This is a genomic window from Bifidobacterium coryneforme, assembly GCF_000737865.1.
GTDB lineage: Bacteria > Actinomycetota > Actinomycetes > Actinomycetales > Bifidobacteriaceae > Bombiscardovia > Bombiscardovia coryneformis.
Map to the genome: position 1 here is coordinate 209,254 of NZ_CP007287.1, position 24,961 is coordinate 234,214.

Sequence of the window (24,961 nt, forward strand, 5' to 3'; positions counted from 1 at the left end):
TCTGTGGCCGTGAAGAAAAGTGAATCGTGTCAGGTCACAACTCGATGGTAGTACATCGCTCGGTTTGACACGATTCAAATGGGGTGCTATATCTGAATACGGTTGAATTGAATCGTGTCAACTGTGTCGGTTTCGATGTTGAATACCGCAAGGAATTCAGAGGATTGATTACAAGGAGGAGTCATGAAGCTGAACAAAACACTGAAGAAGGCGGCGGTTGCGGCCATGGCCGGAGCCATGGTTGTGGCCATGGGGGCCTGTGGCGGGGGAAGCGGCGCCAATGCCGACAAGACCAAGCTGACCTTCCTCTCTTGGAACAACGAGCAGACCATGAAGCCCTATCTGGACGAGTTCGAGAAGGAGAACCCCGACATCCAGGTCGACTTCAGCTATTCGCCGCCGACCCCCGAGTACATCCAGACCCTGCAGACCAGGCTGGTTGGCAACCAGGCACCCGACGTGTTCATCATCACCTCCGAAAACAAGGCGGACCTGATCACAAACCAGTACGTGCGTGACCTGACCGATGAACCCTTCATGAAGAACATCTCGCAGGCCAACAAGGACTTCGTCAGCCGTGACGGGAAGGTCTACGGCATGTCCGTCTCCTCCTGGGCCTCGGGCATCATCTACAACAAGGACCTCCTGGCCAAGGTCGGTGCCAAGAGCGTTCCGGACAACTGGGACGACTTCCTCAAACTCTGTGCGAAGCTCAAGAAAGCCGGTGTGACCCCGTTCCTGGAGACCGTGGCCGATGGCCCCAGCCGAATCCCCGATGCCTTCCTGGGCTCGCAGTTCGAGCAGGACAAGGTCGATGTCACCACCCTGGTGGACAAGCGCCCCCAGACCCCGGGCACCGATCAGAAAGAGGCCGTCAAGGCCTGGATGCGGCTCTACGACGAGGACCTGGTCACCAGGGACACGGTGGGCATCAGCGGGGATGACATGAAGACCCAGTTCATCAACGGGCAGGTGGCGATGATCTGCACCGGTCCATGGGATCTTCCCTCCTTCTCCGAGTCCTCCCTCGAATGGGGCATGGCCCCGATGCCTGTGCTCAGCAAGGGTCAGGTCAACTACGCCCAGGGATCACCCTCGCCCGCCTACGCCATCTACTCCAAGCTCAAGGGGGACAAGCTCAAGGCGGCTCAGAAGTTCCTGACCTTTATGGATAGCGAGTGGGCGCTCCAGAAGAGCACGGAGAACGGTGACGCCATCACCGTCGAGGGCTTCAAGTCCAAGGTCAAGGACGAGTACAAGACCGTGTATGAGGAGAACGTCAGGACGGGCCATTACTTCCTGGTCATGAACTTCTACGCCAAGCCCGATGTGCTGACCACGGTCCGGCAGTCGGAGACGCAGCAACTGGTGCAGGGCTCTGTATCCGTGGACCAGTGGGCCAAGGCCATCGACGACAAGATGGCTTCGGTGAAATGAGGGTCGGACAGGGAACGTCGGACCTGATGGGTCGGAAGAGGTGACATATGGCTGTTGACAGTGGAGTGCAAGGGGTGCGTGCCGTGGCCGATAGGTCGAAGGCAAATGAACCGGAAGAGCGTGAATACGCCCGTCGCAAGCGCCTTCGGGGGCTGAGGGAGGACCTGACCTCGTTCTGGTTTCTCCTGCCGATTCTGGCCGTCTTCGTCATCCTTTTCGCGGTGCCGTTGGTGCAGACCGCCATCTACTCGGTGACGGACTTCAACGGGTACAGCATGGACATGCACTATGTGGGGTGGAGCAACTACCGTAGCGTGTTCACGGACCCCTCAACCATGCAGGGTCTCGTGTTCACCATCGTGTACGCGCTCGCCCAGACCATACTGGTCACCGTCTTCGCCATACCCCTGGCGGTGACCCTGAACAGGAAGTTCTGGGGGAGGAACTTCGCGCGCTCCCTGTTCTTCTTCTTCAGCGTGCCCTCGCTGGCCATCATGGGCATGGTCTGGAAGTACATCTTCTCGCCCATGAAGTCGGGCGTGGTCAATACGGTCCTGGGTGCCTTCGGGCTCGGCCCGCTGCCCTGGCTCTCCAACTCGATTCTGGCCCGGTGCTGTGTGATCTTCATAGCGGTCTGGGCCCAGATCGGTTGGCACGCCACCCTTTACCTGGCCTTCCTGCAGTCCATTCCCGGTGACCTTTACGAGCAGGCCACCGTGGATGGTGCCACCAGGCGGCAGCAGTTCATCCACATCACCCTGCCCCAGCTGATTCCGGGCATCGTCACATCCAGCTTCCTGCTCATGTCGGGAGGGCTGAAGGTGTATGACCTGCCATACACGATGACCAAGGGAGGGCCCGGTTACTCGACCTATACGGTGACCCAGTCGATTATCCAGCAGGGCATAGGTCAGTCCCAGTACGGGTTGGGTTCGGCCCTGGCCGTCCTCTTCACCCTGGCGACGGCCCTGGTGGTCTTCACCCAGATGGGCGTGGCCGGTCTGATTTCGAGGAGGTTCCAATGAGTGCCAGCAGTCAGCAAGTGGTATCGGGAGCGGGGAACGGCCCGACCCTGGAGCAGCGCGAGCGGCGTCGTTCCATCGTCAGAAGCATCGTGGTGCTGGTCATAGCGCTCATCTGCGCCGTGCCCCTCTGGTACATCCTGATCAACACCTTCAAGACCGTGCCGGACATGGCCACCAATCCACTGGGTCTGCCGAAGGAATGGACCCTGAAGAACTACAGCCATGCCTTTGCCACCGTGCCCATTGTGCGCAGCCTGGTCAACACCCTGATCGTCACCTTCTTCGGGGTGCTCTTCCAGGTGCTGATCGGAGCCCTGGCCGCCTACGGCATGATTCTGCGCAAGTCCCTGTTCACATCGACCGTCGGGGTCGTCCTGATGATCGCCTTCGTCATCCCAGCCCAGTCGACGCTGATTCCCCTGTACCGGATGGAGTCGGCGGTCGGCCTGGTCAATACCCTGCTGGGCCTGATTGTCATGTACCTGGGCGGCGCGGTGTTCTGCTACTTCCTCATCGTCGGGTACATGCAGTCCCTCCCCTTCGAGGTGATAGAGGCCGCCCGCATCGATGGGGCAGGGCCCTTGAGGATATTCTGGAACATCGTTTTGCCCCTGATCAGGCCCATCCTGACCACGGTGATCGTCTTCCAGACCATGACCACATGGAATGACTTCATGACGGCCAACGTCTTCATCAGCAGTTCGGACCTGCGGACCATCGTGCTCCAGGTCTACAACGCGGTCGGTCAGTTCACCACGGATTGGCCGAGCTTCATGACCATCACGGTCCTGGCGCTTATACCGGTCTTCGTCTTCTTCATCTTCTGCCAGAAGTGGATCGTCTCCGGCCTGGTTGCCGGTGCCGTGAAGGGATGACGGATACGCGTCGGGCCTTGCCGGCTTGAAGGAATACGGCGTTGCGCGGCTGCCAGGTGCGGCCTCGCAACGCCCTTGACAAGAGAACTGGAGTCGATTGTATGGATAAGGGATGTAAGGGAGAGACGGAGGGTCAGAGGATCCAGGTTCCCACCAATCCCCTTCGCGGGTACTGTGCCGATCCCGATCTCAAGATGGTGGACGGACGGTGGTATATGTACTGCACCCAGGACGGTCTGCCCGGCTGGTCGTCCACGGTGATGAGCGTCTACGAATCCACTGACCTTTGCAACTGGCAGGAGCACAGGATTCTCGACCTGCACGACGTTCCCTGGTGGGAGGGCAAACAGGGCGCCTGGGCGCCGTGCATGCTGGAGACCGCGCACGGGTTCGTGCTCTACTTCGTGGCGGACGGGCAGATAGGTCTGGCGACCTCCCCGACCCCCACCGGCCCCTTCACGCCGGCCGCAACCCCCCTGATCCGTGCGGATGCATATGACTGCCAGACAATCGATCCCTCGATATTCGTGGACGAGGACGGTACCACCTACCTACTGTGGGGGAACGGAAGGGTCTACATGGCGGCCCTGAGCGACGACGGTACGGCCATAGTGGATGCGACCTTGAAAACCTGGGTTCCCGACAACTTCCGCGAGGCCATAACCATCAGCAGACACGGGGGGAGGTACTACGCCTCCTGGTCCGAAAACGACACCAGGGATCCTGAATACCGGGTCCGGTATGCGGTCTCCGACTCCCTGGACGGACCATGGGGGCAGCCGCAGGTGCTGGTCGAGAAGGATGAGGGCAAGGGAATCCTGGGTACCGGTCATCATTGCATCCTGCAGGTGCCCGGCACGGACCAGTGGATCATCGCCTACCATCGGTTCGCCATGGACGGGCACGGTGATGGCTGCCATCGCGAGATCGTCTGTGCCCCGCTGGCCTTCGATGATGAAGGGGGTATGGAGCAGGTCCATCCGCAGGTCGGGTCGTATTGGTGCCCGGCACCATCAACGCAACGATAGGGGGAGGTCACTCCTTGACGATGGGGTGACCGCCAAAGGCGTTGCGCAGGGCCGAGACCGCCTTCATGGTCATGGGGTCCTGAATCTGCGAGGACTGGCGGGCGTACAGGGCCGAGGTGATGGCCGGGGTGGGGATGCCGAGCTCCAGGGCATCATCAACCATCCACTTGGTCTCACCGGTCTCCTCGGCCTTACCGGCGATGTGTGCCAGGTGGGGGTCCTCCTGGAGGGACTTGGCCAGGAGGTCCAGGAGCCAGGATTGGATGACCGACCCCTTTCGCCAGGACTGGACGACCTCGCCGGGGTCCTGAATCAGATCGGAGGCCTCCAGGACGGCATAGCCCTCGGCCAGAGACTGCATCATTCCGTACTCGATGCCGTTATGGACCATCTTGGCATAGTGGCCGGCCCCGGTGCCGCCTGCGTGGACCAGGCCAAAATCGCCCTCGGGCTTGAGGGTGTCGAGTATGGGCTGAATCGGGGCAACATCCTCGTCCGATCCACCGACCATCAGGGCGTAGCCGTTCTCCCTGCCCCAGATGCCATTGGAGGTGCCCACGTCGACCAGGCCGATGCCCTTCGCCCCCAGGGCCTTGGCATGTGCCTGGTCCTGGGTGAATCGGGTGTTGCCCCCATCGATGACCAGGTCGCCGCGGTCCAGCAGGTCGCCCAGCTGGTCAAGGGTGGACTCGATGGGTTTGCCTGCGGGCACCATGACCCAGATGGCCCGGGGTGCCTCCAGGGAGTCGACCAGGGCCTGGAGGCTGTCCACGTCCCTGCCCGACTCGGGCGATATGTCGTACCCGACGACCTGGTGACCGCCTGTGCGCAGGCGGTCGGCCATGTTCTTGCCCATGCGGCCTAGGCCTATCATTCCGATCTTCATGATGTTGGTTCCTTCCTGCTTCGTTCAGTCTTGTTCGGTTTTCCTGGCGGCCTGACGGGCCCGCTCGGCCTTGACCTGCGTGGTGTGGGCCTTGACGTCGCACTGCAATCCCAGGGTGTCGATGACCTCCTCGGCCTCGATTTCGGGGGCCATGCGCAGGCCCACGTCGATGGTCATGTGAATCTCGTCCTTGCCTAGAGGCTCCAGGGTCTCGAACTGCGACTTGAGCATCCGGGGTTTCATGAAGTGCCCCTGGCGGTGCGAGAGCCGTTCCATGATGGAGTCGTAGTCACCGCTCAGGTGGATGAACACCACCCCGGGCATTCGAATCCTGTCCCGGTAGGCCCTCTTCAGGGCCGAGCAGGTAACGGTGCCGGGTACCTTCCTGTCCATGTGGTCCTGAATCCAGTCGTGAATCTTGTCGAGCCAGGGCCAGCGGTCCTCATCATTCAGGGGAATTCCGTGGGCCATCTTGTCGATGTTGGCCTGGGGGTGGAAGTCATCGGCCTCAGCCATGTCCCAGCCCAGCTTTTCGCTCAAGTGGGTGTTCATCGTGGTCTTGCCGCAGCCGGAGACGCCCATGATGACCAGGATTGGCGTGTGGTCCTTGAGGTAATCCGCGGGAACCGTATTCTCCACCGCCGAGGGAATGGAGTGTTCATCGAACCCCTTGGCGTTCGTTGACAGTGTGTCTACCATGCGTTTCCTTTCTGAATGAGTGCGCCGTGTTGGGGCTCAGCCTGCGATGGGGACGAAGATGCTGGCGATCATGACCAGAATCAGCACCACCACCGAGAGGAGGCACTCCAACACAGACCAGGTCTTCAGGGTGTCGCCCACGCTCATGCCGAAGTACTCCTTGATCAGCCAGAAGCCGGCATCGTTGAGGTGGGAGAGGAAGATGGACCCAGCCCCGATGGCGATGACCAGCAGTGTGGTGGCCATGGGGGTAGCGTGCATCATGGTCATGGCGTTGCTGAGAATGCCGGCCGTGGTCAGGATGGAGACCGTGGCCGAGCCGGTGGCGACGCGGACGAAGACGGCGATGAGCCAGCCCAGCAGGAAGATGGAGACGTTGGAGGTCTCGACGAAGGTGCCGATGATCTTGCCGATGCCGGTGGAGACCAGGACGCCTTTGAAACCTCCACCTGCGCCGACGATCAGGAGGATGCCCGCCACGGCAGGGAGTGAAGCGCCCAGGGAGTCGTTGACCGTCTTCCAGGAGATGCCCGAGGCGGCCTTGAGGAGCAGCATGGAGACAATCAGGGCTATGGCCAGGGCCATGACCGGGTTGCCGATGAAGTTGATGGTCTGGGCGAGCCCGTCGGTCCGGGTACGGAAGTCGGGTGAGGTTATCTCGAAAACGGAGGTGAGGAGCATGAGGATCGCCGGGAGGATGATGCAGAAGACCGAGAGCCCGAAGGAGGGGAGCCTGGCCTCCTCCTTGGCGGCCTCTTCGCTTTTGGCCGCGAAGTCCGCCGGGGCCTCGATGGGGACCCAGCGAGCCGCCACCTTGGAGAAGAGAGGGCCGACAATCACCAGGGTGATCAGGGCTATGGGTATGCCGAACATCATGGTGAGACCCACATTGCCGGTTTCCTTGAACTGGCTCAGGGCGGCGAGGGGGCCGGGATGTGGCGGCACGCAGGCGTGCATGATGGAGAGGCCTGCCAGGGTGGGGATGGCCACCCTCATCAGGGGAAGCTCGGTCTTGCGCGCTACCAGGATGATGACCGGAACCAGAATGACCAGCCCCACCTCAAAGAACATGGGCAGGCCTATCAGGGCTCCTATCAGGGCCATGATCCATGGAATGGTGGCCGGTGACGATTTGGATACCAGGGTGTTGACCACCTGATCGGTGGCCCCGGTGTCCATCAGAACCTTGCCAATCATGGCTCCGAGACCAATCAGAATGCCGACCGACCCCATGGTGGAGCCGAATTCACCGGTGAAGCTGGTCAGTGTGGCCACTGGTCCGTAACCCGACCCGATGCCGACCACCATGCCGGCTGCCAGTAGGGACACGAAGGGGTGGAGTTTAACGACGGTGACCAGGAAGATGAGCACCACCAGGCTGAGAACAAGACTGATGCCCAGTCGGGTGCTGTTGAGCTGTACGGCCTCTCCTGCCGCGAGCAGTGCTGTATGCATGGCTGCCTCTTCTCTGAGGATAGGAACGAAGTCAGGACGTACGCCCATGGCTCCTATTTTGCATGGCATAATATCGGCAGTGTGATATTACGTATGTCTTATACGTATACAAGTGTACACGGGATGACCTTCCGATTGGGGTTCCCCTGCCGTGTGGGCAGTGAGGTTACAGACAATTCCCGCCCTTGTGCATTGCTAGAGTGGGATTTATGAGTACAGAACCTTCGCTGCACGATAGGCTCCTGGAACAATGGGGTATGGGCATCGTCACAGGGGAAATCAGCGAGGGGGGAGCGTCTGTCGGTCCCGCCCCTGGATCATGAAGTGCCATCGCGTACGGTAACCCGCGAGGTGACACGGGTATTGGAATCCATGGGAATGGTGACCGTGAGGCGGAAGGCTGGGGCCACCGTGAACCCGATGACCGCCTGGAACATCTATGACCCCAGGGTGATTGAGTGGCGGCTGCGTGGCCCCGACAGGGACCGGGTCCTCCATGAGCTCTCGGAATTAAGGGCCAGCGTGGAACCCATGGCCGCACGCCTGGCCGCCACCAGGGCCAGGCCCGGGCAGTGGGCGGCCCTGACCCAGGCCGCCATCGACATGGTGGCCCACGCCAACCATGCCGACCAGGCGGATTATCTGCAGGCCGACGAGCGTTTCCACCGGGCACTCCTGGAGGCCTCGGGCAATGCTATGTTCGCCGCTCTGGGCGACGTGGTTGCATCCGTGCTGGCCGGTCGTACCCGGCACGAACTCATGCCCCATGAGGCCAATGAACAGGCTCTGAGACTTCATGGCGACGTGGCGGCCTTGATACGCCAGGGTGACGGTGAGGCGGCCCGCCAGGCCATGACACGAATCGTCGATGAATCGGATCGGGCCATGGCGCGTCGTCTGTGCTCGCGCGCGCCAGGGAGTCGGGACTGAACGGTTCAGAAACAGCCGGATTGTTGTAGTGCCGGTTTATGGTGTTGGGTGGAGGCGGCCCGATATTGGGATGTTGGGTGGGCCGCCTCCGGGTGGCCAGGGGTTGGGGACCCCCTTATGTGGCCTCTTACTCGTGTGAAGTATTGGTGGTTGTGGGTGGTACGCGTCGTTGTCGGTTGGCGTCGGATGTTGCGATGCCGAGCATGCCGGCGGTGATGAGGAGGATGATGCCTGCGCCTCCGGCGTTGGGCAGGCTGCCGGTGTGCCGGTAGGTGTAGGTGTTGCTGGTGTCGTCGGGCTGGTCCTGTCCGGCGAGGGCCCATTGGACGCGTACGGGCATGGTTCCGGGGGCGTGGGCGGTGGTTGTGGCCTGCCAGGTGCCCGCGCCGGTCTGCCTGAGGGGGAGTGTGTCGTTGTCGATGGTGAGGCCGGCCGGTGTGGGTTGTGGGGGGATGGTGGCCGCGCGCGGCCCTGGCACCGGGTTGGTGTCGCCGTGTCCTGCCTGTCCGTTGGTGTTGTCTCCCCAGGCCTGGGTGTCGCCGTTGGTGTCGATGGCGATGGTGGTGTCGCCGCCGCTGGCGGTGAGGGTGGTGTTCAGGCCGGCTATGACGGTGGGTGTGCCGGGGGTTCCGGTGTTGTGGCCGAGCTGGCCGCTGGTGTTGTCTCCCCATGCCCAGGTGCGGTGGTCCTGTCCGGTGGCGACGCTGTGGTTGCGTCCGGTGGAGACGTGGGTGAACCGGTACGTGTCGGCCGTGCCCGCCGTCCATATGCGCGCGGGTGTGGCGGTGTCGGTGCCGTCGGCGAGCCTGCCCCAGGCCCAGAGTCGTCCCTGCCGGTCGATGGCGAGCGTGTGGTCGCCTCCGGCGCTGGCCTGGACGTAGCCTGCGGGCTGCTGCGGGTCGGCTGCGGCTGCGGGTGTGCCGGTGGGGTCGTGGCCGAGCTGGCCGTGGGTGTTGTCTCCCCACGTGTACAGGTTGCCGTCCGATCCGATCGCCGCGGCGTGCGTGTCGCCCGCCGTGATCTGCTCGTACCGGAACGCGGGGGGTGTCCCGTCGGGGATGCGTACGGGCAGGGGCCGGCTGCTGCTGGCGGTGCGGCCGGTGTCGCCGAGCCCGCCGGGCAGGCTGCCCCACGCGTACAGGTTGTCGTCGGAGCCGAGGGCCATGGTGTAGCCGTCACCGGCTGCGGCCCGTATCCAGGTGAACCCGGTGTCGGTGCCGTCGGGGCGGGCGGCCTTGACGGGTCTGGTGTGCTGGCTGGTGGTGCCGTCGCCGAGCTGGCCCTGGGTGTTGTCTCCCCAGGTGTAGAGCTGCCCGTCGCTGCCGACGGCGGCGCTGTGGTTGCGTCCCGCCGCGGCCTGCACCCAGGTGAATCCGTCACCGGTGCCGTCGGGCTTGGCGACCCGGGTTGGGGTGGTGCGTCGGGTGGTGGTGCCGTCGCCGAGTTGGCCTTGGGTGTTGTCTCCCCAGGCGTACAGGCCGCCGTCGGATCCGATGCCGAGGCTGGTGGTGCCGCCGGTGTCGATGGAGGCGAGGCGGATGTCGGGTGCGGCGGGTGCGGTGAGGGTGACGGTGTCCTTGCCGTATTCGCTGCCGTGGTCCGGGCTCAGGGTCCACCTGCCGGTCCGGTGCCAGCGGGCCGTCACGGTCAGGTCATGCTCCAGAGGCCGGGTGAAGTCGTAGGCGACATCCCCGTCGAACCATCCGTCGAACGTCCACCCGTTTTCGGACGGGTCGGCGGGCCTCCTGGTGGGCTCGCCCGCGGGGACCTGCTGCGCATCGGGGGCATGGCCGTGTTGGGTGGTGAAGGTGAGGGTGGCCGTGTCGCCGGTGTACATGAACCGCAGGCTGGTGTCCTCGTCCCGTGCCTGCCCGGTGGCGGACCGGATGGTCAGGGGCACGGTCTCGGGCCGGTGCCTGGGGGAGGCGGCGTGCCACCCGTCCGCCCGGCGCCGCACCTCTCCCGCGCTCGGCTTGGCGCCGAACAGGACCCCGGTGACGGGGGAACTCACAGGCCGCCACACCATGGTCGGGTCCGGGTGGGCTGTGGTGGACGTGGTGCCGTCGCCGAGCTGACCGGCACTGTTGGTACCGACCGCATACACGTCTCCGTCCGAGCCGACGGCCAGCGTAATGTCTGTGCCCGCGACGGCACCGGTGTATGCGAACCCCGAGGGTGCGCCCTTGGGGTTGGGCATACGGGCAGGGGCCACGCCGTCGCTGGTGCCGAGCTGGCCGTACTGGTTGCCGCCCCACGCCCAGGCCCCGGAGCCGGTGATGGCGGTGGAGTGGGTGCGTCCGGCGCTGACGCCGGTGGCGCCGGACGGGCCGGGGACCGGGCCCGGCCTGCCCGCGGGCTCGGCGCCGGTGGGGGTGCGGCCTAGCTGGCCGTTCTCGTTGTGCCCCCACGTGTAGACGGTGCCGTCCCGGGCGATGCCCATGCTGTGGTCGGCCCCGGCGCTGAGGGCCGTGAACCGCTGGGTGGTGTCCGCGGGGGCGGGCTTGTAGCCGGCATGGCCGAGCAGGTCATCGTCGTTTCCGGCGGATTTGCTGCCGCCCCAGGTCCAGGCGGTCCCGTTCGCGTCCAGGCCGATGGAGTGCCTGGGGCCCGCGCTGACGGAGGCGAAGGCTGCCTCGGGCACACCCACACCCGTAGGCGTCGGTGTGGAATAGGAGGAAGAACCCAGCTGCTTGTATGTGTCGTATCCCCAGGTCCAGATGTTGCCGTCCCGGTCCAGGGCCATGCTGTGGTCGGCCCCGGCGCTGACGGCGATGAACGTCATGCCGGCGGGCGTGTCTGCCTTGCCGGGCCTGTTGGCGGGGTTGCTGCTTGTGCTGCGTCCGAGTTGCCGGGAGCGGTTGTTTCCCCAGGTCCAGATGTTGCCGTCCCGGTCCAGGGCCATGGAGTGGCCGTCCCGGTCCAGGGCCATGGAGTGGCTGTCCCCGGCGGACACCTGGACGAACTTCACCCCCGCGGGTGCGGCGGCCATGATTGGTGCGGTCCGGTTTGTGGTGGTGCCGTCGCCGAGCTGGCCGTCCTTATTGTTGCCCCATGCGTATAGGTTGCCGTCGCTGCCGACGGCGAGGGAGTGGGACTGTCCGGCGGATACCTGGGCGAACCGTACCCGGGAGGTGGGGGTGTCGAGGTGCACGTCGGTGCCGCCCCGCGAGGGCCCCTGGGCCGGGTCGGCCTTCCACCGGCCCCAGCGTGCGGTCAGGACCGTGTCCCCGCTTACGGGCTTGGTGAAGTCGTAGGGCTTGTCGCCCTGGAACCATCCGTTGAAGGTCCACCCGTCGTCCGCCGTCGGGTCGTCGGGCCGTCGGGCGGTGTCGCCGACGATGACCTGCTGGGACGGGACGGGGGAGCCGTGTTCCGTTTTGAAGGACACGGTGGCGGTGTCGCCCGTGTAGGTGAACCGCTGGCTGGTGCCGTCGGGCTGGGGGACGCCCTTGTATGTGGATTGGATGGTGAGGGTGACGGTGCCGAGGCCGTGCCTGGGCGAGGTGGCGTGCCACCTGTCGGACCTTCGGTAGGGGCCGCCGATGTTGCGGGCCTCACCGAACAGGACCTTCGTGACCTCCGTGACGACGGGTCTCAACGTCATGACAGGCAAGGGGCTGCGTTCGATGCTGGGGGCGGTGTTGCTGGCGATGCTGCTCCTGCCGTTGCCGAGTTGGCCGCTCGCGTTGTCTCCGCACGCGTATGTTTCACCGTCCGAACCGAGGAACACCGTGTGCTGATTGCTGGCTGCGATGCTGGTGTAGCGGAAGTCTGTGGGGGCCCCGGCGGGGTTTGCGACCCGGGCTGGGGTGGCCGTGATCTCGCCTGTTCCGGTTCCGAGCTGGCCGTACGGGTTCTTTCCCCACGCCCATGTGCCGGTGTCGGTGATGGCGAAGGAAGTGTATTCTGTGACTGATCCAGTGGTAGCGGCATCGACTTGGGTGGCTCCGGTCAGGCCGGGGACCCGGCCAGGCTTGTCGGCGGGGTTGGCGTTGTCGGGGGTGCGTCCCAGCTGTCCGCTTTCGTTTTTGCCCCAGGTCCAGACGGTCCCGTCCCGCGCGATGGCGATGAGATGAAAACCCCACCTGTCGACGCTGTAGGCCTTGAACCTGACATCGGTATCGACGGTGGTGGGTTTGTAGGTGGAATGCCAGGTCCAGATTCTGCCGTCCGTGTCGAGGGCCGTATATCCGTTTGTCCACCAATTTAATGCGGTGTAGATGGCGGTGAAGACGGTCCCTCCGTCCATATCCAGCTTGTGGGGTGTCTCTGCGTCTATGTATCCCCAAGTCCAAGCCTGTCCATTGCTGTCGAGGGCCATGGAACTCTCATCGCCTGCGGAGACGGCGGTGAACTTCACGCCCTCCGGCACTACGGCCAGACCGGGTTGGGGATTAGATAGGAGATCGGTGGTGGGGCGGCCGAGAGTGCCGCCGAAGTTGTTGCCCCAGGTCCAGATTCTGCCGTCCCGGTCCAGGGCCACGCAGTGGTTATATCCGGCGGACACCTGGGTGAACTTCACACCTTCCGGCATGGCGACTATCCGTGGAGCCACCGAATCACCACGGATAGTCTGTCCGAGCTGCCCGGAACCATTGGACCCCCATGCGTATGCGTTGCCGTCGCTGCCCAAGGCCAGGGAGAAGTTGCGGCCTGCGGATACCTGGCTGAAGCGTACCTGGTCTGTGGGGGTGTCGATTTTGACGTTGGTGCCGCCCTGCCAGGGCCCTGTGTCGGTGCTGGTGGTCCATTTGCCCCATTTGGCGGTGAGGGTCAGGTCCTGGGTGACGGGCTTGTTGAAGTCGTAGGCGAGGTCGCCTTGGAACCATCCGTTGAAGGTCCATCCTGGCCTGGTGGGGTCGTCGTGTGGCCATGTGGCGGTCTTGCCGTCGGGGATGGTCTGGCCTGCCGGCATGCCCTGGGTGTCGGGCTGTGAGGTGAAGGTGACCGTGTGGCTGCCGGTCCTGGCCTGCGGTCCGGGGGCCTGCGCTCCGGCGGGTGCTGGTGTGGTGGTCTGCCTGGTGGTGAGCGGGTTGGGTGTGGCCAGGGTGGTGGGTGTCGCGGTGGTTGTCGTGGGCTGCGTCGCTGCTGCCGGGGACTGCGGTGTGGCCGAGGGTGACGGGGTCGCGGCCGGTGTGGTGGTTCCTGTGGGTGTGGTCAGGCCGTCATCCGCGGCTGCGGGTTGACCCCCCCCCCCGTTGATTTGGGAGTAGGGGGCGGCGGTCGTCTGGAGGGTGTCGGCGGCCTGAGCGCCCGCGGCCAGGCCGCCGCCCATGATGGACAGGGCCGCCAGGACCGCGACGGCAGGGCGCGCGAAACGACGACCATGGAACGTGTTCCAAGTGTGCATACGACAAACCTCACCAACTCATATCCCCGCCCGGATGACAGCCGCCGAATCGCCCCCATGACGAAACCGGAACAGCCCGGACCGAGGATCACCCCTTCAAAAGTAAACTTACTTGACCCTACCATCCCCCAGTCCCCACACGCAACACGGACCATGGGCTGACACAACCAGGCAAGTCAAAACAAGCGAACGTGGGCGCTCACGACGCGGAACAGCCCGGCCAAAGGTATACACGCTCAGCTGCGAGTCGTGGGTCGGTTTGATGTGGAGGGGGTGGAGGCGGTCCGTTGTTGGGGTGTGGGGGCGGACCGCCTCCGGTGGCCAGGGGGTTGGGACCCCTTTTGGTGTGGCCTCTTACTCATGTGAAGTACTGGTGGTGTTTGGGGATGCGCCGCTGCCGGTTGGCTGTGGTGGCGGCAAGGATAAGGGTGCCTGCGATGATCAGGAGGATGATGCCTGTGCCTCCGGCATTGGGCAGGGTGAAGATGTGCAGATAGGTGTACGTGTTGGAGGTGTCATCGGGCTGGGCCTGTCCGGCGAGGGTCCATCTGACGCGCACGGGCACAGCCCCGGGGTCGTGGGCCGTGGTGGTCGCCTCCCAGGTGTTCGGTCCGGTCCGGTGCAGGGGGAGCGTGGTGGAGTCGATGGTCAGGTCGGTGGGTGTTGGGTGAGAGGGAATGGCGGAGGTGCATGGCGTGGGGGTTTCGCCGGTGTCTCCGTGTCCGCCCTGCCCGTTGGAGTTGTCGCCCCATGCCTGGGTGTTGCCGTTGGTGTCGATGGCGATGGTGGTGTCGGCCATGCTGGCGGTGACGGTGGTATTCAGACCGGGTATGGTCGTGGGCTGTGTTGGGGTGCTGGTGGCGTGCCCGAGCTGTCCATTGGTGTTGTCGCCCCAGGTCCAGGTGCGGTGGTCTTCTCCGGTGGCGGTGTAGTGGGCGCGCCCGGTGGACGTGTGGGTGAACCGGTACGTATCGTTCGTGCCTGCGGGCCAAATGCGTGCGGGTGTTGCAGTGTCGGTGCCGTCGGCGAGATCGCCCCAGACCCAGAGGCGTCCCCGCAGGTCGATGGCCATAGTGTGGTCGCCTGCGGCGCTGGCCTGAACGTAGCCTACGGGCTGCTGCGGGTCGTCCCAGGCGGCCACGGTGGGTGTGGCTGCGGCGGCAGGTACTCCGGTGTCGGCGTGGCCGAGCTGCCCATGTGTGTTCGATCCCCAGGTATACAGGTTCTCATCCGACCCGATCGCCGTAGCATGCCTGTCACCGGCAGCGATTTTCTCGAAGCGGAACGTGGGTGGCACGCCTTGAGGCAGGGCGACCATGACGGGTCGGGTGCTGGCGGTGGTGCCGTTGGTGTCACCGAGTCCACCGGGCAGACTGCCCCAGATATACAGGTTGTCGTCTGACCCGATCGCCAAGGTGTATCCGTCGCCGGCTGCGACCCGAATCCAGGTGAACCCGTTCCCGGCAGGGCGTATGACCTTGACGGGTGTGGTGCGTTGGGTGTTGGTGCCGTCTCCGAGTTGCCCGCAGGTGTTGTCTCCCCATGCGTACAAGTTGCCGTCGGATCCGACGGCGGCGCTGTGGGTGCGTCCGGCCGTGGCCTGCACCCAGAAGAACCCGGTGTCGGTGCCGTCTGGGCGGGGAATCAGGGTGGGTGTGGTGCGTCGGATGCGGGTTCCGTCGCCGAGCTGGCCTTGGGTGTTGTCTCCCCATGCGTACAAGTTGCCGTCGGATCCGACGCCCAGGGAGGACGATCCGCCCGTGTCCACGGATGCCAGACGGAGGCCGGGTGCTGCGGGTGCGGTCAGGGTAAGCGTGTCACCACCGTGTTCACTGCCGTGGTCCGGGCTCAGGACCCACCGGCCGGTGCGGTGCCAGCGTCCGGTCACGGTCAGGTCGTGCTCCAGGGGCGCGGCGAAATCGTAGGCCACGTCCCCGTTGAACCACCCGTCGAAGGTCCACCCCTCCTCGGACGGGTCCGCGGGGCGTTGGGTGGGCTCTCCCGCGGCAACCTGCTGCGCGGGTGTGGGGGCGCCGTGATCGGACACGAAGCTCAGAGTAACGATGTTGCCCGTGAAAGTGAACGTCAGACCAGTGTCCTCGGTTCTGACTGGGGCTGAGCGAATGCCGGTGGAGGACTTGACGGTCAGCGAGACGGTCTCAGGCCTGTGCCGGGGCGAGACGGCAAGCCACCCGCTCGCGGTGCGCTCCACTTTACCCATATTCGGTTTGGTGCCGAACAGAACACTCGTGATTGAGGCGCCCACTGGATGCCAGACCATCGTCGGTTTATTTGCCCCTGCCAGGCCAACAGTCGCTTTATTGATGGTGTTGTCTCCGAGCTGCCCGCTGGCGTTACTTCCGAACGCATATGCTTCGCCGTTGGAACCGATGGTCAGTGTGTGCTCGCCCGTCATGCTGGCGACGGCGTTGGTATACACGAACCCCGCGGGTGTCCCCTCTGGTGCCGGTATGCGTTCGGGGGTGTCGACACCGCTGCTGGATCCGTTGTTGGTACCGGTGCCCAGCTGGCCCTGGGCGTTGAGGCCCCATCCCCAAACGTCGGTGCCGGTGATGGCGATAGAGTACCTGCGGCCGGCCCTGATGCCGGTTGCTCCGGTGAGGCCGGGGACCCGTCCGGGCCGGTTGGCGGGTGTGGTGGTGGTTGGGGATCGGCCCAGCTGCCTGGTCGACCAGGTTCCCCAAGACTGAACGGTGCCGTCCTGAGCAACTGCCAGGGAGTGGTAGTAGCCGGCGCTGACGGTTGTGAATCGTAGGTCGGTATCTACCGGGGCGAGATCGGTGCCGCCGGCGTGACCGAGTACGGTGTCGGTGCTGATGTAGCTGTTGTCGATGCCGCCACCCCAGGACCATGCGGTTCCGTCTGCAGATAGGCCTATGGAGTGCGTGAAGCCGGCACTGACCATAGTGAATGCGGTTCCCCTCGATGGCCTTATTTTCTCAGGTGTTGCATCGTTGGTACCGCTGGTGTCGCGCCCCAGCTGTTTGTAGGCGTTATTTCCCCAGGTCCAGATGTTGCCATCCTGGTCCAAGGCTGCAGAGTGTGTCCGCCCGGCGCTGACAGCGATGAAACCTACGTTCTTGGGTGCGGCGACCAGGCCTGGTCGTCTTGCAGGGGTTGCCGCGGTGGGAGTGCGGCCCAGCTGTCCGTCCGAGTCGAATCCCCAGGTCCAGATTCTGCCTTCGCTGTCGAGAGCCATGACGTGATAAAAACCGGCGGATACCTGAATGATTTTCGCTCCCTCAGGCGTGAAGACCGGTATCGGGGCAGGCAGGTCGTTTTTTTCATATTCGGCTACTTGCGAGTAGTGGTTGTAACCCCATCCGTATACGTTGCCGTCGCTGCCGACGGCCAGAGAGCAGTTCCTGCCTGCAGTTATTTGGGCGTATCGTACCTCGGAGGTGCTTCGGCTAAGGTGCACTTCGGTGCCGCCTTGCCATGGTCCTTGTGTGGGTGTGGTGGTCCATTGTGCCCATTTGGCGGTGAGGGTGAGGTCGTGGGTGACGGGTTGGGAGAAGTCGTAGGCGGTGTCTGCCTGGAACCAGCCGTTGAAGGTCCATCCGTCGTGGGTGGGTGGGTCGTCGGGTCGTGGGGCGGTGTCGCCTTTGGCGACGGTCTGGGGTGGTGGGGGTGTGCCGTGGTCGGTCTGGTAGGTGATGGTGGCGGTGTCGCCGGTGTAGGTGAAGCGCTGGCTGGTGTCGTCGGGTTGGGGTGTGCCGTTGCGGGTGTGTCTGATGGTGAGGGTGGTGGTGCCGATGGGGTGTCTGGGCGAGGTGGTGTGCCATCCGTCGGCTTCGCGGTGGGGTGTGGCAAGGTTGTGCGACTGGCCGAAGAGGACATCGGTGGGTTGCAGGTGGGTGGGCTGCCAGGTGGTGGTGGGCCGGTTGGCGGGGTTCCGGGTGTTGTCGCCGAGCTGGCCGGTGGTGTTGTCGCCGCAGGCGTAGGTGCGGCCGTCGTTGCCGAGGAGGAGGGTGTGGCCCGGGGTGCCGGTGGCGGGTGCGGCGGCGGTGTAGCGGAAGCCGGGTGCGGCGCCGCCGGGTGCGGGGGTGCGTGCGGGTGCGGTGTTGTCGTCGGTGGTGTTGTCGCCGAGCTGGCCGTGGCTGTTGAGGCCCCATGCCCATGCGGTGTCGGGGGTGATGGCGGTGGAGACGCCGGTGCCGGCGTTGACGCGGGTGGCGCCGGCGGGTCCGGGGACCTGTCCGGGCCGGTTGGCGGGGTTGGCGGTGTCGGGGGTGCGGCCGAGCTGGCCGTGGTCGTTGCCGCCCCAGGTCCAGACGGTGCCGTCGCGGGCGATGGCCATGGCGTGGTCGTTGCCGCTGCTGACGGCGGTGAAGCGCTGGGTGGTGTCGACGCGGGCGGGGGTGTCCCGGGGGCCGTCGTGGCCGACGGGGCCGGCGGCGTCGCCCCAGGTCCATACCCCGCCGTCGGTGTCGAGGGCCATGGAGTGGTGGGATCCGGCGCTGACGGCGGTGAAGGCGGTGCCCGCTGGCGTGGGGACTCTGCCGGGGGTGGCGCCGTCGCCGGAGCGGCCGAGGTTGGCGTCGCCCCAGGTCCATACCCCGCCGTCGGTGTCGAGGGCCATGGAGTGGTGGGATCCGGCGCTGACGGCGGCGAACCTCACGCCCGCGGGCGTGGCGGCGGGAGCGGGCCGGGTGGAGGTGCCGCCGGTGGTGCCGCGGCCGAGCTGGCCGGTGGTGTTGTCGCCCCAGGTCCAGACGGTGCCGTCGCGGGCGATGGCGATGGCGTGGGAGGCGCCGGCGGCGACGGCGGTGAATCCGACCCCGTCGGGCATGGCGGCCATGGCCGGGGCGGCGCGGTGGGCTCCCGCGTCGTCGCCGGCGCCGAGCTGGCCGGTGGTGTTGCCGCCCCAGGTGTAGGCCTTGCCGTCGCTGCCGAGCGCGACGGAGAACCCGGCCCCGGCGGCGACCTGGGCGAACCTCACCCCGTCGGCCGCGTCGGAGATCCTGACGTCGGTGCCGCCCTGCCAGGGGCCCCGGTCGGGGGTCACGGACCGGCGTCCCCACCGGGCGGTCAGCGTCACGTCGCCGGTCACGGGCGCGGAGAAGTCGTACGCGGCGTCGCCCAGGAACCACCCGTTGAACGTCCACCCCGGCCGGGACGGGTCCTCACGCGGCCAGGATGCCGTGCCGCCGTCCGGCACCGACTGCGCCCCCGGCACGCCCGTGCTGTCTGCCTCCGACGAGAACGACACCGTATGCACCACACCCACCGCCGTCTGCACGGAAGGGGCGTCCGCGGCGTGGGACGACAAGGGGCTCGACGTCGCCAACCCTGCCGGACCCGAAGGCAATACCACACGGGACCGGCCGGCAGCCGACAAAGAGGACACACCCGAAACAGTGGGGCCACCCGACGAGGACACGCCGGAAGACAGGGAGCCACCGGACGAAGACGACGAGGCATCGGAAGAAGAGGACGACGAGGCATCGGGCGACGGGGAAGGGACCCGATCCGGACCATCCACCTGGATGGGGCGAGCCTGGCCGCCGTCGGCAGGGGCCAGGACCCCGGGTGCCGCCCCAGCGGACACCGGGGAATCAACCGCCTGCGCAATGGACACCAGGCCGGCACTCAAGACCGTCATCACCGACACGACGGCAACCACCGGGCGAGCCAAACGACGACGGCTCTGGAACACGTTCCACATACGCATGCGTGTTGATTCCTCATCAATTCACACCCCCGTCCGATCAACGGTGACAGATTCGCCTCCCCCGTGGCGAATCAGGACCGGATCAAGGGCTATCCCAACATCAGATTAGAGGTATACCGTACCATTGCACCCTGCGGTCGACCCGCAGGATGAAACAAATTGTTTCACGCTGGTAGTGAATTGTAGGTGCACCAGCCCTGTCGACGGTGAGTAGGGCTGAATGATGCCGCCAGAACGAGTGGTTGTAGCCGGAGCCACGTCGTAATACCGAGTGAGGGTCGAGCGGCCCCGGTCTGGCCGGTATTCCCGTATCGGCGGAACCGGTGGTAGGCCTACACGTGCTGCAGTTCGTCAGCGGCATCCTTGTCCAGGAGCCAGAGTGTTTGTTCGGTGCCCCGTGCGAAGGAAGAGGGGACGTGCGGATTATCCACGCCTGCCAGGGCCTGGCTCACAGCCCGGGCCTTTTCCTTGGTAGAGGTGAAAAGCCAGACCTTGGGTGTTCGGCGGATGAAGGGGTTGGTCATGGTCAGCCGGAGCGGGGGGAGCTTGGGGGAGTGGCTCACTCCGACCACCAGCTTGCTCTCGTCGGTGATCAGGACCTCGGGTCGGTCAGGGAAGAGCGAAGCGTAGTGGCCATCGGGGCCCACCCCGAAGACGGCAAGGTCCATGTGTCCGTCAGGGCCGATTTCCTTGATGATCTCGTCCTGGTAGGAATGGGCGGCCCGAATCAGGTACTCCTCGTTTTCCTCGTCGGTCGCGGCGGCAACCTGCTCGGGGGTGCGGGGGTCGGCGGGCATCTCGTGAATATGCTCCTCGGCAAGTGCGTTGCCCTCACTGAAGACGTCCTTGTCGAAGCACTGTCGGGCCTGCAGGGAATTGCGTTCGCCATCCTCTGCGCTGATGAACCGCTCATCGCTCCACCATAAGTGGACCTTGCTCCAATCCAGCAGGTCCTTCTGGGGGAATGAGGCCATCTTGAGGTATATGTCCACGGAGTCTCGCCCGCCGGTCAGGGCCACGTCGACCCGTCCCCTCCTGGCGATGACATCGCCCATTTCCAGCACCGCCCGGTAGGCCACGGCACTGTTCATCGCATAGGTGTCCTTATAGACGATGACTTGACGCTCGTTCATACGATTCTCCTTATGGTCATTACCGACCGTGCGCGGGTTCCGGCTGCCTGAATGAATCAGGGTTGGTCCTGGCTGTTGTGGTCGACCATGGGCCAGCCCTGCCGAATCACGTCCTGATAGACCTCGTCGGGGTCGAGACGGCCAAGTTCCTCGCTCATGCAGTCCACGGCCGTGCGCAGAGGCATGGAGATGGCCTGGCTTGCCTGGCCTGGCTGGTTGATCCTGGCCTGGTCCGTCTTGTGTCGTTCCATGCTCATGGTCCCGTCGCTGCGCTCGAAGTACACGCCTGTGATGGCACGGGCTTCAGAGTCCCGTTCCACACTTACCGGCACATGGAGTTTCAGGGCCAGCCATGAGGCCAGGAGCTCCAAGGGCAGGTAGTGGGACTGGCCGGTCACCCGTGCGGAGGTGATGGGCAGGTGGGGCGGCTGGTCGACCATGGAGGCGAGCAGAGCCCGCCAGATGGTGGTTCTTGTCCAGGAAAGGTCCACGTCTTCCGCGCCGGAGTGCTCCAGAAGCGAGGCGAAGGCGGCCTGGCGGTCATCGGATCCCATGACATCGGTGATGCGGCTGGTTGCCATGGCTCCAATGGGGTCCTTGGATGGGTCCTGTGGCGGGTTTCCGGGCCACCAGACCACCAGGGGTGCATCAGGAACCAGGAGGGGGATGACCAGGGCATCGGAGTGGTCCAGGAGCGCTGTGACCGGCTTCAGCACCACCACTTCGCCCGCCCCGGCGTCCGAGCCGAACCGTATTTCGGCATCCAGGGTGTGCTCACCCCCGTGCTCGGTGGCCTTGTAGGAGATGCACTCGTCATCCGGGTCGATCTGACGGGCAGGCGCGGATTCCTCGGGGCCCGGCTCGGTGGCCGTGTGCCCCTCGGCATCGGTCACCATGGCAATCACCCGGCAGGGGTGTTCCCGACTGGCTGAGTTGATGGTCTCCAGGGCGGTTTCCAGATGGGGGCCATCGGTGATGATGACCAGGGTCAGCACTCTGCCCTGGGCGGCCTCGCCTCGTTCCACATGGAGTTCATCAATCTCGCGCGCTATTGCGGAGGTTGTGGTGTTGTTCAGCCTGACAATCATGGCATCCTCCAATGGTATCCATCTCGGGCGAGCATCCGGTCGGCCTCTTCAGGACCCCAGGTACCGGCCCGGTATGGCTGCGGTTGACCCTGCCCGGCCCAGAATTCCTCAATCGGATCGAGGATCTTCCAGGAGAGGTTGACCTCCTCTGTGGTGGGGAAGAGGGGCGGGTCTCCCAGGAGTACATCCAGAATCAGTCGCTCGTATGCCTCCGGGGAGGCCTCGGTGAAGGACCGACCGTAGGAAAAGTCCATGTTCACATCCCTGACCTCCATGGCCGACCCTGGGGTCTTGGCACCGAACCGCATGGTGACGCCCTCGTCGGGCTGGACGCGTATCACCACGGCGTTGGCGCCGAGCTCCCTGGTCGCCGTGGCCTCGAAGGGGAGGTGGGGGGCGCGCTTGAAGACCACCGCGATTTCGCTCACCCGCTTGCCCAGGCGCTTGCCCGTACGCAGGTAGAAGGGGACCCCCGCCCAGCGTCGGGTGTCAACATCCAGGCGGATGGCGGCATAGGTCTCGGTGGTTGAATCGGGGCTGATTCCCTCCTCATCCAGGTAGCCGGCCACATGCTGTGACCCCTGCCAGCCGGCGGCGTACTGCCCTCGGGCGGTATGGGCGGCCAGATCCTTGGGCAGGCGGATGGCCGAAAGCACCTTGGTCTTCTCGGCGGTCAGGTCTTCTGCCGCGAATGATACCGGCTCCTCCATGGCGGTCAGGGCCATGAGCTGCAGGAGGTGGTTCTGGATCACGTCACGGGCGGCGCCGATACCGTCGTAGTAACCGGCCCTGCCGCCGATGCCCATGTCTTCGGCCATGGTGATCTGTACATGAGATACGTAGTTGGAGTTCCAGACCGGCTCGAACATCATGTTGGCGAAGCGTAGGGCGAGCAGGTTCTGCACGGTCTCCTTGCCCAGGTAATGGTCGATCCTGAATACGGAATCGGGCTCGAACACCTCGGAGACCACCCGGTCGAGTTCCTTGGCCGAGGCCAGGTCGCGGCCGAAGGGTTTCTCTATGATGACCCTGCGCCAGGCGCCCTCCTTGGAGTGGGAGAGGCCGGATTCGGCCAGCTGGCGGGCCACGATGGGGAAAGCCTTGGGTGGTACCGACATGTAGAAGGCGTGGTTGCCGCGTGTACCGCGCACCCGGTCGAGTTCGGAAACCGTGGCCGAGAGGTGCCGGAAGGCCTCCGAATCGTCGAAGGTCCCCTTGACGAACCGCATGCCCTGGCTCAGGTGCCGCCATGTGGACTCATTGAAGGGGGTCCGGCAGTATGCTCGTACGTTCTCCTCGGCGAAGGAGGCAAAGGCCTGGTCGTCCCAGTCGCGTCGACCGAATCCGATCAGTCCGAAGCTGGCGGGCAGGAGGCCCCTGTTGGCCAGGTCGTAGACGGCCGGTAGCAGTTTCTTCTTGGCCAGGTCGCCCGTCACACCGAAAATGACCAGCGAGCTGGGACCGGCGATACGGGGCATGCGCAGATCGCGCGGATCCAGCAGTGGATTATGCCAGGGTTCCTGCATGGATGGACTGCCGCCGCTGTGGGCGGTATCCTCCACGGGGCGCCGGTTGGGTGTAGTGGCCATAGTGCTCCTCATGAATATGTGCTCACCAGTCTAGTATTTGCTCCCCCAAGGGAAAGGATATGTTCGTGAATGTAGGGCAACAGTCGGTAAAGTCACATTTCCCGGCCGACCTCCCTAGAATGGTCCTTATGGTTCCGAATGTTGAAATGGCCGAGGCGCTGCACCGCAAGGTGGCCCCCTCGCAGGCCGCCTACGATCTGATACACACCCACTGCTCGATAATCTCCACCATCGCCGTGGGAATCACCGATCGGATCAATGCCCTTTTCCTCAAACAGTGCACCCTGCCACAGGATGCGCCCGAGCGTGACCCGGCACATGGCGGGGGAAGCATCCCGCCCCGTCTCCTCAACCGCGACCTGGTGCAGGTCGGTGCCCTGCTGCATGACATCGGCACCTACCTGATACTCAAGGATGATGGTGCCGAGGGCCGCCCCCTGACCTTCCAGGGTGAGCGCTACATCCAGCACGGCCTGGAGGGATACAGGCTCCTCATCGACGAGGGGGTCGACGAGTCCGTGGCCCAGTTCGCCCGGAACCATACCGGGGTCGGGCTGACCCGTCGGCAGGTCGAGGAGGAACATCTGAATCTTCCTCCTGACGATTACGTACCCGTCAACCTGGAGCAGGAGGTGGTCATGTACGCGGACAAGTTCCACAGCAAACGCCAGCCTCCCATATTCGTCTCGGAGGCCACGGCCGCCAGGCGCACCGCCAAGTACGGGCCGGACAACCTGAAGCGTTGGCAGGACCTGGTCGCCAAGTACGGGGTGCCGGACCTGAAACCCCTCGCCGATCACTACGGCATGGAGATTGTCTGAGACTTAGGCCTTGCCCCAGTAGGACCGATACCGATTGCGGAATTGGTCGGCCATCCAGGAATCCGGGTTATAGGGGGCTGCGCCCGCAAGGTGCGTGCCTCCGGGTCTGCGTCCGGCTGCGATGGCGGCAAGGAATCCGGCCATGCCCGCCTGTCCGTAGTCATAGGGGGAGCAGCACCAGGCGGGATTGACCTCCAGCACGAACGGGTGCATCAGCTCGGGCGCCCGGTTCGGAGAGGAACTCGCAGGGAAGGCCAGGTCGATGCAGACCGCGTCCATGCCCCCGAGTGCTGCCGCGTGAACGGCTGTCTCCTCGGCCGGCGCACGCAGGTTCGGGTCGAAGGAGGCCCCATCGAAGACCGTGATGATGTCGTGGTCATCCGATCCGATATGGCGGCAATATCCACTGGAGGCCACGGCGCGACCACCCAGGACCACCACCCGCCACTCCTGGTCGATGTCATCAATATGCCGGCTGATTTGAATCCGTGCATCATCGGGAGCCTCGGCCAGGTCCTGGCGCAGTTGAGACAGAGTCCGGCGTGCGGCACGGAATGCCGGTACCCTGCCGCCGGCAATCTGGGACCAGGGTCGGTCCCCCAAGCCTGCGGGAGGGTGCCGCCACTGCCGAACCTCGCCGGCGCAGGCCACCATGACCCTGCGCCCCAGCAGACTCTCGCCCAGTCCGCCCAGACAGTCGGCTGGCGGGGCCATCAGGGTCATGGGGGGCCGCCCCAGGGATTCCAACCAGGCGTTCTGCGCAATCAGCAGCCCGGGGTCTATCCAAAGGGCGTCATTGTCGCCCAGGTCCCGCGTCGGCGCCAGGCCATCATGCCGGACCAGGTCCCAGGCGGTATCCGAGGGGAGGGCCTGACGGATGGTCCGGGCAATCCACCCGTCATGCGAAACGATGTGGCAGGTTGACCGCACGGCGGTATCGGGCCCGGGTG

Annotated in this window: 15 protein-coding genes; 6 read left to right on the top strand and 9 right to left on the bottom strand. The window is 64.9% G+C overall.

Going from position 1 to position 24,961, the window contains the following annotated elements; genetic code table 11:
- Nucleotides 1-183: 183 nt before the first annotated feature.
- The 4 genes from bcor_RS00755 (at nt 184) to bcor_RS00770 (ending at nt 4,365) form a co-directional block, all read left to right on the top strand.
- Complete coding sequence (locus tag bcor_RS00755) at nt 184-1,437, top strand: ABC transporter substrate-binding protein (protein ID WP_033498725.1); 1,254 nt, start codon at nt 184-186, stop codon at nt 1,435-1,437.
- 47 nt (nt 1,438-1,484) lie between these two features.
- Complete coding sequence (locus bcor_RS00760; protein ID WP_081870293.1) at nt 1,485-2,462, top strand: carbohydrate ABC transporter permease; 978 nt, start codon at nt 1,485-1,487, stop codon at nt 2,460-2,462.
- Complete coding sequence (locus bcor_RS00765; RefSeq protein ID WP_045920986.1) at nt 2,459-3,337, top strand: carbohydrate ABC transporter permease; 879 nt, start codon at nt 2,459-2,461, stop codon at nt 3,335-3,337. Before bcor_RS00760 ends, bcor_RS00765 begins: the two co-directional genes overlap by 4 nt.
- 101 nt (nt 3,338-3,438) lie before the next feature.
- Nucleotides 3,439-4,365 carry a family 43 glycosylhydrolase gene (locus tag bcor_RS00770; protein ID WP_051875568.1) on the top strand — a complete coding sequence of 309 codons (927 nt, stop codon included), beginning with the start codon at nt 3,439-3,441 and terminating at the stop codon, nt 4,363-4,365.
- Between the two features lie 7 nt (nt 4,366-4,372).
- On the opposite strand, the gene gnd is transcribed toward bcor_RS00770, so the two are convergent.
- The 3 genes from gnd to bcor_RS00785 are packed head-to-tail and all read right to left on the bottom strand — an operon-like array spanning nt 4,373 to nt 7,453.
- The gene (gene gnd / locus bcor_RS00775; RefSeq protein ID WP_033498726.1) at nt 4,373-5,251 is read right to left on the bottom strand and encodes a phosphogluconate dehydrogenase (NAD(+)-dependent, decarboxylating); all 879 of its coding nucleotides are present in this window, start codon (nt 5,249-5,251) and stop codon (nt 4,373-4,375) included.
- A gap of 24 nt (nt 5,252-5,275) precedes the next feature.
- Complete coding sequence (locus bcor_RS00780; protein ID WP_081870294.1) at nt 5,276-5,950, bottom strand: gluconokinase; 675 nt, start codon at nt 5,948-5,950, stop codon at nt 5,276-5,278.
- A gap of 36 nt (nt 5,951-5,986) precedes the next feature.
- Nucleotides 5,987-7,453 (bottom strand): GntP family permease, encoded by a 1,467-nt coding sequence (locus bcor_RS00785; protein ID WP_238548559.1) that lies wholly within the window; start codon nt 7,451-7,453, stop codon nt 5,987-5,989.
- Between the two features lie 339 nt (nt 7,454-7,792).
- On the opposite strand from bcor_RS00785, the gene bcor_RS00790 reads away from it, so the two are divergent.
- Nucleotides 7,793-8,335: a FadR/GntR family transcriptional regulator gene (locus tag bcor_RS00790; RefSeq protein WP_206537940.1), complete on the top strand. Its 543-nt coding sequence runs from the start codon at nt 7,793-7,795 to the stop codon at nt 8,333-8,335.
- 127 nt (nt 8,336-8,462) lie between these two features.
- Here bcor_RS00790 and bcor_RS07700 read toward each other — a convergent pair whose 3' ends face one another.
- The 5 genes from bcor_RS07700 to zwf all read right to left on the bottom strand — a co-directional run bounded on the left by bcor_RS07700 (nt 8,463) and on the right by zwf (nt 23,127).
- Complete coding sequence (locus bcor_RS07700) at nt 8,463-13,685, bottom strand: RCC1 domain-containing protein (protein WP_038459056.1); 5,223 nt, start codon at nt 13,683-13,685, stop codon at nt 8,463-8,465.
- Between the two features lie 358 nt (nt 13,686-14,043).
- A complete protein-coding gene (locus tag bcor_RS00800) occupies nt 14,044-19,380 on the bottom strand; it encodes an RCC1 domain-containing protein (protein ID WP_081870295.1) in 5,337 nt (1,778 codons plus the stop codon).
- A 332-nt stretch (nt 19,381-19,712) separates the two neighbouring features.
- The gene (gene pgl, locus bcor_RS00810; RefSeq protein WP_033498142.1) at nt 19,713-20,513 is read right to left on the bottom strand and encodes a 6-phosphogluconolactonase; all 801 of its coding nucleotides are present in this window, start codon (nt 20,511-20,513) and stop codon (nt 19,713-19,715) included.
- A 56-nt stretch (nt 20,514-20,569) separates the two neighbouring features.
- Nucleotides 20,570-21,601, bottom strand: coding sequence for a glucose-6-phosphate dehydrogenase assembly protein OpcA (locus bcor_RS00815; protein ID WP_033498161.1), 1,032 nt, complete (start codon nt 21,599-21,601; stop codon nt 20,570-20,572).
- The gene (gene zwf, locus bcor_RS00820; RefSeq protein ID WP_148303984.1) at nt 21,598-23,127 is read right to left on the bottom strand and encodes a glucose-6-phosphate dehydrogenase; all 1,530 of its coding nucleotides are present in this window, start codon (nt 23,125-23,127) and stop codon (nt 21,598-21,600) included. The genes bcor_RS00815 and zwf overlap by 4 nt, the downstream gene beginning before the upstream one ends.
- 182 nt (nt 23,128-23,309) lie before the next feature.
- On the opposite strand from zwf, the gene bcor_RS00825 reads away from it, so the two are divergent.
- Entirely contained in the window at nt 23,310-24,011 is a 702-nt protein-coding gene (locus tag bcor_RS00825) for an HD domain-containing protein (RefSeq protein ID WP_033498165.1), read from the top strand.
- A 3-nt stretch (nt 24,012-24,014) separates the two neighbouring features.
- Here the strand turns inward: bcor_RS00825 and bcor_RS00830 are convergent, their stop codons facing one another.
- On the bottom strand, nt 24,015-24,941 hold the full coding sequence (locus bcor_RS00830) for an ATP-grasp domain-containing protein (protein WP_033498144.1): 927 nt from the start codon (nt 24,939-24,941) through the stop codon (nt 24,015-24,017).
- Nucleotides 24,942-24,961: the final 20 nt, after the last annotated feature.

Excerpts from the sequence above, each read along its gene's own strand:
- bcor_RS00760 (WP_081870293.1), top strand. The coding sequence starts at position 1,485 with ATGGCTGTTGACAGTGGAGTGCAAGGGGTGCGTGCCGTGGCCGATAGG.
- bcor_RS00815 (WP_033498161.1), bottom strand. The coding sequence starts at position 21,601 with ATGATTGTCAGGCTGAACAACACCACAACCTCCGCAATAGCGCGCGAG.
- bcor_RS00770 (WP_051875568.1), top strand. The coding sequence starts at position 3,439 with ATGGATAAGGGATGTAAGGGAGAGACGGAGGGTCAGAGGATCCAGGTT.
- bcor_RS00785 (WP_238548559.1), bottom strand. The coding sequence starts at position 7,453 with ATGGGCGTACGTCCTGACTTCGTTCCTATCCTCAGAGAAGAGGCAGCC.
- bcor_RS00825 (WP_033498165.1), top strand. The coding sequence starts at position 23,310 with ATGGTCCTTATGGTTCCGAATGTTGAAATGGCCGAGGCGCTGCACCGC.
- pgl (WP_033498142.1), bottom strand. The coding sequence starts at position 20,513 with ATGAACGAGCGTCAAGTCATCGTCTATAAGGACACCTATGCGATGAAC.
- bcor_RS00765 (WP_045920986.1), top strand. The coding sequence starts at position 2,459 with ATGAGTGCCAGCAGTCAGCAAGTGGTATCGGGAGCGGGGAACGGCCCG.
- bcor_RS00755 (WP_033498725.1), top strand. The coding sequence starts at position 184 with ATGAAGCTGAACAAAACACTGAAGAAGGCGGCGGTTGCGGCCATGGCC.
- bcor_RS07700 (WP_038459056.1), bottom strand. The coding sequence starts at position 13,685 with ATGCACACTTGGAACACGTTCCATGGTCGTCGTTTCGCGCGCCCTGCC.
- bcor_RS00800 (WP_081870295.1), bottom strand. The coding sequence starts at position 19,380 with ATGCGTATGTGGAACGTGTTCCAGAGCCGTCGTCGTTTGGCTCGCCCG.
- zwf (WP_148303984.1), bottom strand. The coding sequence starts at position 23,127 with ATGCAGGAACCCTGGCATAATCCACTGCTGGATCCGCGCGATCTGCGC.
- bcor_RS00780 (WP_081870294.1), bottom strand. The coding sequence starts at position 5,950 with ATGGTAGACACACTGTCAACGAACGCCAAGGGGTTCGATGAACACTCC.
- gnd (WP_033498726.1), bottom strand. The coding sequence starts at position 5,251 with ATGAAGATCGGAATGATAGGCCTAGGCCGCATGGGCAAGAACATGGCC.